The sequence below is a fragment of the Bacillus sp. N1(2025) genome (genome assembly GCF_053470005.1).
This window is the reverse complement of the sequence record NZ_JBLTJB010000006.1, coordinates 85,602-99,288: the sequence shown is the minus strand read 5'-3', so window position 1 is coordinate 99,288 and position 13,687 is coordinate 85,602. Positions and strand designations below refer to the sequence as shown.

Sequence of the window (13,687 nt, the reverse complement as noted above, 5' to 3'; positions counted from 1 at the left end):
ATAGTCAATAAAAATCGCAGAAAATACCGCTTACACGATAAATGTCTTACTATTCTGACATAATAAAAGACCGTCCTTTTACGGACGGCTTTTCACTTTGTATGAAGCACTCTTTTTTCAAATCGGGAAATGTCCGTAAGAGAGCCGATAACGATGAGAATATCTTCTTTTTGGATCATTTCAGTCGCCAGCGGAGATACGATCACTTCTTTTTCTCTCTTGATGGCCACGATATTAATGCCGTACTTCGCCCGGATGTCCAGGTCAAGCAGTGTGTTGCCCGCAAGCCTGCTGTTGGCCACGATCTCCACAATGCTGTGTTCGTCGGACAGCTCCAAATAATCAAGCACATTATTTGATACGATGTTGTGGGCGATGCGTTTTGCCATGTCACGTTCAGGGTGGACGATGTGGTCGGCCCCGATTTTCGCAAGCACTTTCTCATGATAATCGTTCTGCGCTTTAACCGTGATCGTGTTCACGCCGAGTTCCTTTAAGATCAGCGTCGTTAAAATGCTCGCCTGTATATTTTCGCCGATTGCCACAATGACGTGGTCAAAGTTGCGCAGCCCTAAGTTTTTCAGCACCGATTCATCGGTTGAATCGCCGATGACCGCGTGTGATGCGATTTTGGCGTATTCATTTACTTTATCTTCATCAATATCCATTGCCATGACCTCAAGGCCTTCTTCACTTAATGCTTTGCAAATACTTCCGCCGAAGCGTCCGAGACCGATAACGGCAAACTCTTTTCTCATAACAGTACTCCTTTAAACAATATCTCTAATAGGAATAGTATCACATTTTCGGCAATGAGTTCATATAGCGTTTAAGCTTTTCTGAAAAGGCGGGCGATAAATACAGGTCCGCTCCGCGTTCGATTTCTTCCTGATAGTGACCCGGAGGCGCAATTTCCTCAGCTTTATCAAGAACGAGAAACGTCAGGACGCCTCTGTATACACGGCCGCCGGCACACACTTCTATGAATGCTGGACGGTATGTGTGGTTATCAACACCTTCTCTTTTGTACAGATAGGTTGCCGCTTCAAACGGGAGCTTGTACAGCACGCCTTCAGTTCGTCCCCCGTCTTCAACAAGATCGGCTCTGGAACCGTCAGGACGCCTTAACGTGAATCTGGTCGAATACCCTTCAACAACCGCCCCTCCGACCGGCTCGGCAAAAAAGTGGTCGACCCCCGCCTGTTTAAACCGGGCATTGTCCATACAGGAGCCGTAAGCGAAATAATAAACCGGACTGTCATCCTCCCGTTTCATAAAACGGTATTCTTTCCAGTCTCCGCTTTTGATACGGCTGAATGAGGCACACTGGCCGGGCTTTACGACATATGCGAAGGCGGTTTTATTCCCGGCATCCGTCGTCACGGCAACCTCTTTCCGATCAAAATCAGCATAATACGCATCCAGCTTACGGATCATCTGATGATCTGTTTCATACAATTCCCCGTACACAAAAGCTGTTTCTGCTAAAGACGCCGCAGGCTGACCTTTATCCGTTTCGTACAGCACACCGTTTATCGCGGCCTGCTCGCACACACACGGAGCGCCTTTCAGCAGTTCATGGTTTTCTTCACGCTTCCGTAACAAACCGTATACAAAAAGAAGCAAGTTATTTTTCCTCCTTTTGGACAGCAGCCGCTTCTAACGGCAGAATCACCTGAAACGTACTGCCTTCTCCATTTTTGCTCTTAATGTTAAGTTTACCATTATGCTCCTTCAGAATTCGTAAACAAATCGGAAGACCGAGACCCGTTCCCTGATCTTTTGTTGAGAAAAACGGTTTCCCGATGTTTTCAAGCTTTTCTTTCGACATGCCGTTCCCTTCATCCTGTATGCTGATCACCGCGTATTCTTCATCCCGTTTTGTATAAATATGAATATTCCCGCCGTCAGGCATCGCTTCAATCGCATTTTTAATAATATTGATAAATACCTGTTTCAGCTGGTTTTCGTCACCGTTGACCATACAGGACTCAGTCTGCCTGAAATCCTTCTCAATCACAGTGTTCGACAGCACCGCGTTCGTGTCAAGAAGCGTCGCCACCTGCCTTAAAATATGGTTGAGATGATGAGCGGTAAACGTCACGGTCTGCGGCTTGGCGAGCAGAAGCAGCTCCCCCAGCACGAGATCAATCCTTTTAATCTCCGAAAAAATAATATCAAAATAATCCGTTCTTTCCGGATACTGGGCTTTCATCAGCTGGAGAAAGCCGCTGACTGACGTTAAAGGATTTCTTACTTCATGGGCGATTCCTGCCGCAAGCTCCCCGGCAATGGCCAGCTTTTGAGATTGCATGGCAAGGCGTTCGTTCGTCTCCAGAAGCTCGTCAACCGCTTTTTTCCGTTCACTGATATCAGACATCGTCCCCAGGCTTCCGACAAATTTCTGTCTGCGGTCATAATACAGCTTATAATGGACTTCTCCCCAAAAGATCGAGCCGTCTCTTTTAATATATTTGGCCGTAAACATTCCTGACGGGGACTGCTGCTTGATTTGGGAGATAATATAATCAATGATATGTTTTTCTTTTATAAAATAATCATTATACATCGTGCCCATACATTCGCTGATGGAGTGGCCCGTAATCGCCGTCCAGGCTTGATTCAAATATGTAATATTCCCTTGTGCATCCGTCTGAAAAACGATTTCCTGCAGATTGTCCATGATCCGGTTTTTCTCATCTGAAAGCGCCTTTGCTTTCTGCTCGCTGTCCTTCAGCTCCGCCAGCAGCTGCTTTTTATTATCCACATAATAAGCCAGCAGCCAGACGCCGATTAATGTGACGGCGGTAAAGGTGATGTCAACTGGCCAGTTAATCGGATTCCGTTCAATCATATAAAATAAATAATCCCAAAACATAATAAAAATCATTGCCAAGATTAAGGAAATGATACGCGCTTGATATTTTCCCATAGTCCCACCTGCCGCTAGCATTTCTACATATATTGTAACATTGTTGACTGCATTATTGACTAAAAAATGATAACTATTCCCAATTAATTGAGCAGGTTCGCTTACTTTTCCCGTGAGTTTTTGCACAAGTTCATAATAAAAGGACGGAATGATGCTCCGCCCTTTTTGCTGATTATGATCTATCTTTTAACGCTTCCTCGATTTCCTCAAGCAGCATTTTCGCTCCTTCAGGACTTAAAATAATTTTGCCGTTGCCGTACTCCTGATTTTCGGAGGTAATTTCCCCCGTCATTAAGCAAATGCCGTGCGGCTTGTATTTTTTTAAGACAATTTTGTCTCCGTCAACGAAAAATTCAATACTATCTTTAATAGCGATATCCAATGCTCTTCTCAATTCAATCGGCATGACAATACGCCCGAGTTCGTCTACTTTTCTTACTACACCAATTGATTTCATAGAAATCCCCTACTTCCTTTAATGTCTCTTCTTTATGTCCAAGGAAAATCCTTCATAAACGTAGACGAAAGGAACGGAGCAAAAGTTTCTCAGCATCCGGAACTGAATGTTTTTTTACAGAAGAAAATCCTTTTGAAATATGGGATACAGACTTTCCCTCCTTTTTTACAAAAACATTTCATTCCCGGCGGAAACCCCCAAAAATCGTGGTTTTTCTCAGAAACTTTAAATGTAGAATCAATTAAATCAGGATAGGGATTGGGTGAAAACATGTTTCAATCAACTGAGATCGGAATCGACTTAGGAACCGCTAATATACTTGTTTACAGTAAAAATAAAGGAATTATTTTAAACGAACCTTCCGTTGTCGCTGTAGATACAACAACGAAAGCGGTGCTTGCCATCGGAACGGATGCCAAAAGCATGATCGGAAAGACGCCGGGGAAAATCGTCGCCGTACGGCCGATGAAAGACGGTGTCATTGCTGATTATGATATGACAACTGACTTATTAAAACACATTATGAAAAAAGCCGGAAAAAAAATCGGAATGACTTTCCGCAAACCGAATGTCGTCGTCTGCACGCCTTCAGGCTCAACAGCCGTTGAACGCCGCGCCATCAGTGACGCTGTCAAAAACTGCGGAGCGAAAAACGTTCACTTGATTGAAGAACCCGTAGCCGCTGCAATCGGGGCCGACCTCCCTGTTGACGAGCCGGTCGCAAACGTCGTCGTAGATATCGGCGGCGGTACGACTGAAGTCGCCATTATCTCATTCGGGGGCGTCGTATCCTGCCATTCGATCAGAATCGGCGGCGACCAGCTTGATGAAGATATCGCCTCGTTCGTCAGAAAAAAATACAACCTGCTGATCGGGGAACGTACGGCAGAACAAGTGAAAATGGAAATCGGTTTTGCATTGATTGAACATGTGCCGGAAACGATGGAAATCCGCGGCCGTGACCTTGTAACCGGTCTGCCGAAGACAATCAGACTGCAGTCTAATGAAATTCAGCACGCGATGCGTGAGTCGCTCTTACATATTCTTGAAGCGATCAGAGCGACACTTGAAGATTGCCCGCCGGAGCTCAGCGGTGATATTGTTGACCGCGGCGTCGTGTTAACAGGCGGAGGCTCCCTTTTAAACGGGATGAAAGAATGGCTGACAGAAGAAATCGTCGTTCCCGTTCATTTGGCGGCAAATCCGCTTGAATCAGTGGCTATCGGCACGGGGCGTTCATTAGACGTCATCGACAAGCTGCAAAAAGCGATTAAATAATAAGATTGTGCTTCTTTTTTCTCCGGCCGGCTCATATTGTGAGAACTGGAGAAACATTAAGGAGGAAGCATATGCTTAGAGATGTGGGAAGACGCGTAGCAGTAGCCGTCATTTTAAGCGGAATTATTTTGGGGGGTATGAGCATTTCACTGGCCAATATGCCCCATTCTCCGGCCGGCGGCGCCGTAAAACTGAATCACCCGTAAAGACGCAGCAAAAGCTGTGTCTTTTTCGTTTGTGCTCCTTTCTTTCCTTTATGAGGCGATATTTGATATGATGAGAAAAACCGATGAGGAGGAATGAACGATGAGTTCGTTTACTGAAAAGTTACATACATATGCTCAGCTGGCGGTAGAAGTCGGCGTCAATGTCCAAAAAGGACAGCATGTCGTAATCAATGCCTCAACTGATGTCCGGGAACTTGTCAGACTGCTTGCCAAACATTCTTATGAAAAAGGCGCAAAAAACGTCACCGTAAATTGGCAGGACGATGAACTGTCCAGATTAAAATACGAGATGGCACCGTTTGAAGCGTTTGAAGAGTATCCTGAATGGGAAGCAAAAGGCAAAGAAGAGCTCGCGAAAAAAGGGGCTGCGTTTATTTCTGTCGTCTCATCCGACCCCGACCTGTTAAAAGGCACTGACGGCAAACGGATTGCAGCGTTCCAAAAAGCCGCCGGAAAAGCATTGCATACATACAGACAATATATTCAATCAGATAAGGTCAGCTGGACGGTGATCGGAGCGGCTTCAACAGGCTGGGCGAAAAAAGTGTTCCCGGATCAGCCGGAAGAAACAGCCGTTCAGCTTTTATGGGAAGAAATTTTCAAAACGACCCGAGTAAATGAAGAAAACCCTGTGGAAGCATGGAAAAAACATGATCAAAATCTTCATGAAAAAGTGGAACACCTGAACAAAAAACATTACAGCGCCCTGCATTATCAGGCTGAAGGAACAGACTTAACCATTGAACTGCCGAAAAAACATGTATGGGCAGGCGCGGGAAGCGTGAATGAGAGCGGGCACGAATTCATGGCCAACATGCCGACAGAAGAGGTTTTCACCCTCCCGCAGCGTGACGGGGTGAACGGCACGGTTTCCAGCACGAAACCGCTGAGCTACGGCGGCAACATTATTGATAACTTCACTCTTACCTTTGAAAACGGCCGCATTGTCGATGTGAAAGCTGAAAAAGGCGAGGAGATTTTAAAAGGCATCGTCGAAACCGATGAAGGCTCACACTATCTCGGAGAAGTGGCCTTAGTGCCGTACGATTCACCGATTTCACAATCAAATATTTTATTTTACAACACACTGTACGATGAAAACGCCTCTAACCACTTGGCGATCGGCAGTGCGTATGCCTTTAATATTGAGGGCGGTAAACAAATGACACGGGAAGAGCTTGTCAAAGAGGGCTTAAATGAAAGCATTACACACGTAGATTTTATGGTCGGTTCCAAAGATATGAATATCGACGGCATTACGGCGGACGGCAAAAGAGAACCGATCTTCAGAAACGGAAACTGGGCATTTTAATAAAAAAGGAGGCGATCAGGCCTCCTTTTTATTTCGCTTCATACATTTGCAAGTTGGCGCAGACGGTTTCCAAAACAGGTGTATCAATTGACAAGCCTTTCGCTTTCTCAAGCAAAAATCCGTGTAAATGATCACCTTCCGTCACCCTGCCCTTTTCCATATCTCTCAGCATCGACGATTTCATATGGTAAGACATGCTTGTCAATGTGCGATAACTCTCTTCTTCCAGACCAGGATCTTTCGGAATGCCGGCAGCCTTAAAAATGGCTCCGATTTCAGCAAAGAGGCGCTTTGCGGTGTTACGGCCGCCTTCTGTTTCTAAAATCGGTCCGACCGGCTGTTGAAACAGAGTGGTCACTCCCGCCTGCGCGGCAATAAACATATATTTTTTCCAAATGTCCTTTTCAATATCCCCGCTGATGATGACATCCGCTTTCACACCTGCAAATGCGTTTTCCAGCTCGTTCATACGTTCTGTGCGTTCCCCGTTCCATTCACCGAAAACAAAGCGGTGGGCAGCGCTCGTATGAAGAATTTCCCCTTTGTCGTTAAGGGCGCTCTCAATAAAGCAGAGGCCGCCCAGCACCTGCCGTTTTGAAAAAGCTTCAAACAGCTGGTTATAGTGCCTGTATCCGTTTAAAAAAGGAATAATGACAGACGAAGGTTTGACAAACGGTTTGACATCCCGAATAACGTCCTGCAAAGAATACGCTTTTGAAGCGATAATAACGGCGTCAAATGCTCCTTCTTCGCCCGCCATCATTAATTTCGGCTTGATTGAAACATCACCTTTTGCACTTTTGACGGTCAAACCCGTTTCTTGTAATTGTTCCGCCCGTTTCTTGCGGACGAGAAACGTAACGTCATTTCCCTTTTCTGCAAGACGCGCGCCGATATATCCGCCCACTCCTCCAGCTCCGACAATTAAAAACTTCATGATGCATTCCTCCGTATCTTTTCAAGTTATGTATTCATTTATTGTAACGGGAAGTCAGAAGATTGAAAACTTTTTTCATAAATAAAAAAGCAGAGTCTCCCCTGCTTCTTTATTACGCGTATAGCTCTTCAAGCTTTTTCTGTACATCCGCGTTTTCAAGAAATTCGTCATAAGACATTTGTTTGTCAACAATGCCTTTAGGCGTTAATTCAATGATGCGGTTGGCAATTGTCTGTACAAACTGATGGTCATGAGATGAAAACAGCATAGCGCCTTTAAAGCTGATTAAGCCGTTGTTAAGCGCCGTAATGGATTCCAAATCTAAGTGGTTGGTCGGTTCATCCAGAATTAAGATATTCGCGCCGGAAAGCATCGCTTTTGAAAGCATGCAGCGCACTTTTTCTCCTCCGGAAAGGACGTTTGATTTTTTGTTGACTTCTTCTCCTGAGAACAGCATGCGTCCTAAGAAACCGCGCAGAAAGCTTTCGCTTTGGTCATGCGGCGAGTATTGGCGGAGCCAGTCAACAAGGTTCGCATCGCTGCCGTCAAAATACTCGCTGTTGTCTTTAGGGAAGTACGCCTGAGAAGTGGTCACGCCCCATTTAAATGTGCCGCTGTCTGCTTCCATTTCCCCGGAAATGATTTTAAACAATGTCGTAACGGCAAGTTCGTTGCGGCCCGTAAAAGCGATTTTATCTTCTCTGTTCATAATAAAGCTGACGTTATCAAGCACTTTTACCCCGTCAATCGTTTTTGTTAAGCCTTCAACCCGCAGCACGTCATTTCCGATCTCGCGTTCCGGCGTGAAATTGACATAAGGATAACGGCGTGATGACGGTTTGATATCATCAAGCGTGATTTTATCAAGGAGTTTCTTTCTTGATGTCGCCTGCTTTGATTTAGAAGCGTTGGCGCTGAATCTGGCCACGAACTCCTGAAGCTGTTTAATCTGCTCTTCTTTTTTCTTGTTGGCTTCCTGAGAAAGCTTTAAAGCAAGCTGGCTGGATTCATACCAGAAATCATAGTTGCCGACGTACACTTGAATTTTATTAAAATCAAGATCGGCGATGTGCGTGCACACTTTATTTAAAAAGTGACGGTCATGGGATACGACGATGACTGTGTTCTCAAAGTTGATTAAAAACTCTTCCAGCCACTGAATCGCTTTCAGATCCAAGTGGTTGGTCGGTTCATCAAGCAGCAGAACGTCCGGCTTGCCGAAAAGCGCCTGTGCCAAAAGCACTTTCACCTTTTCTGAACCGCCTAAGTCCGCCATTTTCTTCGTATGCAGGTCTTCAGAGATGCCCAGGCCCTTTAACAAAATAGCGGCTTCACTTTCAGCTTCCCATCCGTTTAATTCCGCAAACTCTCCTTCAAGCTCAGCGGCGCGGATGCCGTCTTCATCTGAAAAATCAGGCTTCATATAAATCGCGTCTTTTTCCTGCATGACTTCGTATAAACGTTTATGTCCCATAATGACGACTTTCAGCACTTCGAAGTCTTCATATTCAAAGTGGTTCTGCTTCAGAATGGCAAGACGTTCACCCGGGCTCATATGGACATCGCCGGTCTGCGGCTCCAGCTCACCGGATAAAATTTTCAAAAATGTTGATTTTCCGGCACCGTTTGCGCCTATTAATCCGTAGCAGTTGCCCGGCGTAAATTTAATATTGACATCTTCAAATAACTTGCGATCCGCAAAACGCAAGCTCACATTATTTACAGCAATCATTTAGAATCCTCCATCGTGTCTATCATCATTAAAAGTATACCATGAATAAAGGGGAAGAGAAATGTTTCCCTGCGAATATACGGGTTTGAAAAGATGCAGGCGTCAAACCCGGAGCGCTGTGATACAATAGATATATATACATATTCATCACGGAGGAACAAGTTGAAGCTTTTAACACTCACAGAATACTGTCTTATGATTTTCTTCACCGGGGTTTTTCTGGCCGTCACAGGCTTTACGGCACGTGACATCGGCTTGTACGTCGGAATCGCCCTCATTTATACGTTTTCGCATCTCTTTTCAAAACGGATGCTTGAAAAACGCGGCAAAGAGAAGAAGCAGGTGAACCTTTTTTTCAGCGTTCTGGCCATTGTCGGATCAGTGCTGGCCACGGTATTGTTCATCGCCGTCGCCGCCTCGTTTGCCAAATAAAAAACGCCTGCTGTCCAAATCGGGCAGCGCGGCGTTTTTATTTTGTCTGACGCATATCATGAAATGGGAAGAACACAAACTTCGAGGTGCCGACGATCCGGTTTTCGGCAATTAAACCGAGTCCGTTCCGGCTGTCCATTGAGTTCAGCCGATTGTCGCCCATGACGAAGTATTTGCCTTTCGGAACCTTTACGGGGCCGAAATCTCCCGTCAGGTTGACTCCCAGTTTTTTCGCTTCTTTTTTATTGCTCGCGAGGTACGGTTCTGCGATTTTTTTGCCGTTTATATAAAGCGTGTCATTTTTCATTTCCACCGTTTCTCCCGGTTTTCCGATGAGCCGCTTTACATAATGGACTTTCGATGTATCGCCGTTAATAATGACGATGTCCCCCCGCTCGATTTCTCCGATATAATTGACGCTTTTGTTGACAAACAGCCTTTCACCGTCATGTAATGTCGGGTACATTGATGATCCTTCCACTAAGTATGGTTCGAACAGGAAATGGCGGATTAACAGCGCAAGTGCGACCGCTATAATGATGGCCTTTCCCCATTCCCAATACGTGTTGGATTTTCTTTTTACCGATTTTTCAGAAGTAGGTTTTTGTTCTTCAGTCAACGTGGTTCCTCCTAGACGATCACTGTTTCAGTTCATGTACCATCTTTACTTTATCATAACTCATCACAAAATACATAACGCTTCTATGCGTACATGATTGAAAAAAGCGCCCGTAAAGGACGCTTTTTGCTTATTTCTCTACAACCGGTTTTTTGACGATTCCCAAGATAACAGCCGTTACAATCGCTCCGATCACGATGCTCATTAAATAAAGCAGCGGATGGTTCGTAATGAATGCAACGAATATTCCTCCGTGCGGTGCAGGAAGCGTTACACGGAAAAACTCTGTCAACCCGCCAGCTACCGCAGAACCGACAACAGCTGCAGGGATGACGCGAAGCGGATCAGCCGCTGCAAACGGGATGGCGCCTTCTGTAACGAAAGCTGCTCCCATAAAGTAGCACGTAATACCGGCTTCACGGTCACGTTTAGAGAATTTGTGTTTAAAGAATGTTGTCGCCAGTGCGATTCCAAGCGGCGGAGCCATTCCGCCCGCCATGATGGCCGCATGCGGCGCATAGTTTCCGGCATCGATCATCGCGATACCGAAAGTGAAGGCCGCTTTATTGAGCGGGCCGCCCATGTCGATAGCCATCATACCGCCTAAAATAATACCCATTAAGACAAGGTTTCCAGTTCCAAGGCTTTCAAGCCAATTTGTTAAGAAATTCATGAACGCTGCTACAGGAGTGTTTATGACAAATTGCATCAGAACTCCTGTGATAAAAATACCGAGCAGCGGATAAATCAATACAGGTTTTAATCCGTCAAGAGATTGAGGGATAAAGACAAACAGCTTTTTCAGCAGGATTACGACATAACCGGCTAAGAATCCGGCAATCAGTCCGCCCAAGAATCCGGCATTCGCCTGCGTAGCCATAAATCCGCCGACCATACCCGGCGCAAATCCCGGACGGTCCGCAATACTCATTGCGATGAATCCGGCAAGAACGGCAACGATCAGTTTTAACGCATTATCGCTGCCGATAAAGTTCAGCGCTGCGGCAAACGTGTTGTATGTCGGGTCTTTCGGATCAGCTGAATGAATTCCCCAGAAGAATGAGATCGCAACGAGAATTCCGCCGCCGACGACAAATGGCAGCATGTTGCTGACACCGCTCATTAAGTGTTTATAGAAAGTGCTTCCGATACTTGTGCCTGATTTCTGTTTCGGGCCGTCTTCATTTGAAGCGGAAGATCCTCCGCCGCTGCCCTCGTAAATCGGCGCATCTTGGTTAACGGCTTTTTCAATCAGTTCCTGAGGACGTCTGATACCAGCCGTTACAGGTACTTGAAGAACATGTTTGCCTTTAAAGCGTTCCATTTCAACCTGTTTATCAGCCGCCACGATGATCGCAGGCGCGTCTTCAATTTCTTGAGCCGTCAGCTTATGTTTGATACCGCTTGAGCCGTTTGTCTCGACTTTAATGTCAACGCCGAGCTCTTTCGCTTTTTCCTTCAGTGCGTCAGCTGCCATGAACGTATGGGCGATACCTGTCGGACATGCCGTAACGGCAAGGATTTTGCCTTTTCCTGACGGCGCTGCCTGTTCTTCCTGCTCTTCTTCTTCCTCATCGTCATCTTTGTCATGCTGATTGATGATGTCAATGATCGCGTCTTCTGATTCAGCTTCAAGAAGCTGTTTGCGGATTTCCTCACGCATAAGAAGCGTTGAAAGTCTTGATAATGCCTCAAGGTGCGTATTATTCGCTCCTTCGGTTGCCGCAATCATAAAGACCAGGTGTGCCGGCTGACCGTCTAATGATTCATAATCCACACCATCTTTTGAACGGCCGAATGCGATGGCCGGGTTAATGACGCTCGCCGTCTTCGCATGAGGAATGGCAATGCCTTCGCCGATTCCCGTCGAGCTTTGGCTTTCACGATTTAAAATGGCTGCTTTGTAAGCCTCTCTGTCATTTAATCTGCCGGCTTTGTCAAGCACTGTCACCATTTCATCGATAACGTTTTCTTTCTCTTTGCTTTCTATATTGAGATGAATTGTATCTCTTGTTAACAGCTCAGTTATCTTCACTTTTCTTTCCTCCTCTATAGACGTGTGACTTTAACTTCAGGAAGAAGCTGCTGTACAAACTCTTCAGTTCCGAGTTCTTCAGAAAATGCCGTCGCGCTTCCGGAAGCAACTCCTAAACGGAACGCATCTTCCAAAGGCAGCTGTTTTGAAATTCCCGCAAGGAATCCCGCGACGACGGAATCACCCGCGCCTACCGAATTGACAAGCTTTCCTTTAGGAACATTGGCGAGGAAAACCGCCTCTTTCGTAAATAAAAGCGCACCGTCGCCAGCCATCGAAACAATCGCGTGTTCAGCGCCTTGTTCAATTAATTTTTTACCGTAAGGAACGGCAGCTTCGGCTGAATCAATGACCGTATTGAACATTTCCCCAAGCTCATGATGATTCGGCTTCATCAAAAACGGTTTCATTTCTGTCGCTTTCATCAGCGCTTCACCGGAGATGTCCACCACTACCCGGGCATTCTGCTTTCTGCATGCCTCAGCAATTTTTTCATATGTGTTATGCGGCAGGGAAGAAGGAATGCTTCCCGCTAAAACGACGATGTCTCCCTCTTCCAGAGCGGAGAACTGTTCTAAAAAGGCATTGAACACTTCGTCTGAAATCGTCGGGCCCTGTCCGTTAATTTCCGTTTCATCGCCCGTTTTCAGTTTTACATTTATACGCGTGTCTTCATCTACCTCAGAAAAAGCCGTTTCCAGACCTTCCTGCTGCAAAAATGACGTGATATAATTTCCGGTAAATCCGCCGACAAACCCCAATGCTTTTGACGGCACATGGTGTCTTTTCAGTAATCTCGAAACGTTGATGCCTTTTCCGCCGGGATACTTCGTGTCATAGCTGGAACGGTTTAAACCGCCTACGGCAAAATCTTCAACGTGAACGATATAGTCAACAGACGGATTGAGGGTTACAGTGTAAATCATGGTTTCACTACCTTTACGACAGTTTTTTCTTGGTAATTATCGAATGCAAGTTCTTCAGCTTCAGTGGTAATGATAGCGGCATCGCCCAAGGCGGCGAACGCTGCGAAAGAAATCTCGCCGAATTTAGAAGGATCGGCTAAAACATACGCATTTTTCGCCTGTCTCACAGCCTTTGTCTTCAGAAGAGCCTCATCCGGATCGGGTGTTGTAAAGCCGGCTTCAATGTGCACGCCGTTCACCCCGAGAAAGCTTTTGTCAAAACGGTACTGGCTGACCGCCGTTAATGAGGCGCCGCCGATCATCGCACCTGTTCTATGCTTCACATATCCTCCGAGAAGATAAAAAGGAATCCCTTTCCTTATTAAAGCGTCGATATGCATAACTCCGTTTGTGACAACCACAATGTCCTTTGTATGATCTATAAAATCAATCATGTGCAATGTAGTTGTTCCCGCATCGAGGTAAATACAGTCACCTTCTTCTAATAAAGATGCCGCTTCTTCAGCGATCTTCAGTTTATCTTGAAGGTTTTTGGAGGATTTTTCAAGCATATCGGGTTCTTGCCTGCTGTTGGAAAGTTTAGACGCCCCGCCGTGAACGCGCTTTAAAAACCCGCGCTCTTCAAGTGTTGATAAATCTCTTCTGATCGTTGATTCAGAAGCGTTTGTCATGCTTATCAGCTCTTGAATCTTCACCACATCTCGCTTTTCAATCTGATCCATAATCAGCTGATACCTTTCAGGAGTAAGCATATTCCGCCTCCTTTGAAAACGTATTCATTTCGGCTGCAAGATAATTGT

At 45.7% G+C, this 13,687-nt stretch carries 14 protein-coding genes; 4 read left to right on the top strand and 10 right to left on the bottom strand.

Annotated elements, in window-relative coordinates:
- Nucleotides 1-92: 92 nt before the first annotated feature.
- The 4 genes from ktrC to ACNFN4_RS14835 all read right to left on the bottom strand — a co-directional run bounded on the left by ktrC (nucleotide 93) and on the right by ACNFN4_RS14835 (nucleotide 3,389).
- Nucleotides 93-758, bottom strand: a complete 666-nt coding sequence (ktrC, locus tag ACNFN4_RS14850) for a Ktr system potassium transporter KtrC (RefSeq protein ID WP_003154554.1) — start codon at nucleotides 756-758, stop codon at nucleotides 93-95.
- Nucleotides 759-798: 40 nt separating this feature from the next.
- A complete protein-coding gene (locus ACNFN4_RS14845; RefSeq protein WP_014417635.1) occupies nucleotides 799-1,626 on the bottom strand; it encodes a gamma-glutamylcyclotransferase in 828 nt (275 codons plus the stop codon).
- A 1-nt stretch (nucleotide 1,627) separates the two neighbouring features.
- Nucleotides 1,628-2,932 carry an ATP-binding protein gene (locus tag ACNFN4_RS14840; protein WP_014417634.1) on the bottom strand — a complete coding sequence of 435 codons (1,305 nt, stop codon included), beginning with the start codon at nucleotides 2,930-2,932 and terminating at the stop codon, nucleotides 1,628-1,630.
- Between the two features lie 172 nt (nucleotides 2,933-3,104).
- Nucleotides 3,105-3,389, bottom strand: coding sequence for an AbrB/MazE/SpoVT family DNA-binding domain-containing protein (locus tag ACNFN4_RS14835; protein ID WP_024085249.1), 285 nt, complete (start codon nucleotides 3,387-3,389; stop codon nucleotides 3,105-3,107).
- 270 nt (nucleotides 3,390-3,659) lie between these two features.
- Between ACNFN4_RS14835 and mreBH the strand changes: the two genes are divergently transcribed.
- The 3 genes from mreBH (at nucleotide 3,660) to ACNFN4_RS14820 (ending at nucleotide 6,206) form a co-directional block, all read left to right on the top strand.
- Nucleotides 3,660-4,667: a cell shape-determining protein MreBH gene (gene mreBH / locus ACNFN4_RS14830; protein ID WP_014417632.1), complete on the top strand. Its 1,008-nt coding sequence runs from the start codon at nucleotides 3,660-3,662 to the stop codon at nucleotides 4,665-4,667.
- A 71-nt stretch (nucleotides 4,668-4,738) separates the two neighbouring features.
- Complete coding sequence (locus tag ACNFN4_RS14825; RefSeq protein WP_003154559.1) at nucleotides 4,739-4,873, top strand: protein YkpC; 135 nt, start codon at nucleotides 4,739-4,741, stop codon at nucleotides 4,871-4,873.
- Nucleotides 4,874-4,973: 100 nt separating this feature from the next.
- Entirely contained in the window at nucleotides 4,974-6,206 is a 1,233-nt protein-coding gene (locus ACNFN4_RS14820) for an aminopeptidase (RefSeq protein WP_007409644.1), read from the top strand.
- 28 nt (nucleotides 6,207-6,234) lie between these two features.
- Here ACNFN4_RS14820 and ACNFN4_RS14815 read toward each other — a convergent pair whose 3' ends face one another.
- A complete protein-coding gene (locus ACNFN4_RS14815; protein WP_448200276.1) occupies nucleotides 6,235-7,143 on the bottom strand; it encodes a ketopantoate reductase family protein in 909 nt (302 codons plus the stop codon).
- A 112-nt stretch (nucleotides 7,144-7,255) separates the two neighbouring features.
- Complete coding sequence (locus ACNFN4_RS14810) at nucleotides 7,256-8,875, bottom strand: ABC-F family ATP-binding cassette domain-containing protein (RefSeq protein ID WP_007409642.1); 1,620 nt, start codon at nucleotides 8,873-8,875, stop codon at nucleotides 7,256-7,258.
- Between the two features lie 162 nt (nucleotides 8,876-9,037).
- Between ACNFN4_RS14810 and ACNFN4_RS14805 the strand changes: the two genes are divergently transcribed.
- Nucleotides 9,038-9,307 carry a hypothetical protein gene (locus ACNFN4_RS14805; RefSeq protein ID WP_021493749.1) on the top strand — a complete coding sequence of 90 codons (270 nt, stop codon included), beginning with the start codon at nucleotides 9,038-9,040 and terminating at the stop codon, nucleotides 9,305-9,307.
- A 37-nt stretch (nucleotides 9,308-9,344) separates the two neighbouring features.
- On the opposite strand, the gene sipT is transcribed toward ACNFN4_RS14805, so the two are convergent.
- From sipT to ACNFN4_RS14785, 4 genes are all read right to left on the bottom strand, one after another.
- A complete protein-coding gene (gene sipT / locus ACNFN4_RS14800; RefSeq protein WP_003154568.1) occupies nucleotides 9,345-9,926 on the bottom strand; it encodes a signal peptidase I sipT in 582 nt (193 codons plus the stop codon).
- A gap of 130 nt (nucleotides 9,927-10,056) precedes the next feature.
- A complete protein-coding gene (locus tag ACNFN4_RS14795; RefSeq protein ID WP_014417629.1) occupies nucleotides 10,057-11,961 on the bottom strand; it encodes a PTS fructose transporter subunit IIABC in 1,905 nt (634 codons plus the stop codon).
- Nucleotides 11,962-11,975: 14 nt separating this feature from the next.
- Nucleotides 11,976-12,887, bottom strand: coding sequence for a 1-phosphofructokinase (gene pfkB / locus ACNFN4_RS14790; RefSeq protein WP_003154572.1), 912 nt, complete (start codon nucleotides 12,885-12,887; stop codon nucleotides 11,976-11,978).
- Nucleotides 12,884-13,639 carry a DeoR/GlpR family DNA-binding transcription regulator gene (locus ACNFN4_RS14785; RefSeq protein ID WP_014417627.1) on the bottom strand — a complete coding sequence of 252 codons (756 nt, stop codon included), beginning with the start codon at nucleotides 13,637-13,639 and terminating at the stop codon, nucleotides 12,884-12,886. The genes pfkB and ACNFN4_RS14785 overlap by 4 nt, the downstream gene beginning before the upstream one ends.
- Nucleotides 13,640-13,687: the final 48 nt, after the last annotated feature.

What these genes read in the sequence shown, in the direction of transcription:
- ACNFN4_RS14825 (WP_003154559.1), top strand. Translation starts at nt 4,739, where the DNA reads ATGCTTAGAGATGTGGGAAGACGCGTAGCAGTAGCCGTCATTTTAAGC.
- ACNFN4_RS14785 (WP_014417627.1), bottom strand. Translation starts at nt 13,639, where the DNA reads ATGCTTACTCCTGAAAGGTATCAGCTGATTATGGATCAGATTGAAAAG.
- ACNFN4_RS14840 (WP_014417634.1), bottom strand. Translation starts at nt 2,932, where the DNA reads ATGGGAAAATATCAAGCGCGTATCATTTCCTTAATCTTGGCAATGATT.
- ACNFN4_RS14820 (WP_007409644.1), top strand. Translation starts at nt 4,974, where the DNA reads ATGAGTTCGTTTACTGAAAAGTTACATACATATGCTCAGCTGGCGGTA.
- ACNFN4_RS14810 (WP_007409642.1), bottom strand. Translation starts at nt 8,875, where the DNA reads ATGATTGCTGTAAATAATGTGAGCTTGCGTTTTGCGGATCGCAAGTTA.
- ACNFN4_RS14835 (WP_024085249.1), bottom strand. Translation starts at nt 3,389, where the DNA reads ATGAAATCAATTGGTGTAGTAAGAAAAGTAGACGAACTCGGGCGTATT.
- mreBH (WP_014417632.1), top strand. Translation starts at nt 3,660, where the DNA reads ATGTTTCAATCAACTGAGATCGGAATCGACTTAGGAACCGCTAATATA.
- pfkB (WP_003154572.1), bottom strand. Translation starts at nt 12,887, where the DNA reads ATGATTTACACTGTAACCCTCAATCCGTCTGTTGACTATATCGTTCAC.
- ACNFN4_RS14815 (WP_448200276.1), bottom strand. Translation starts at nt 7,143, where the DNA reads ATGAAGTTTTTAATTGTCGGAGCTGGAGGAGTGGGCGGATATATCGGC.
- ktrC (WP_003154554.1), bottom strand. Translation starts at nt 758, where the DNA reads ATGAGAAAAGAGTTTGCCGTTATCGGTCTCGGACGCTTCGGCGGAAGT.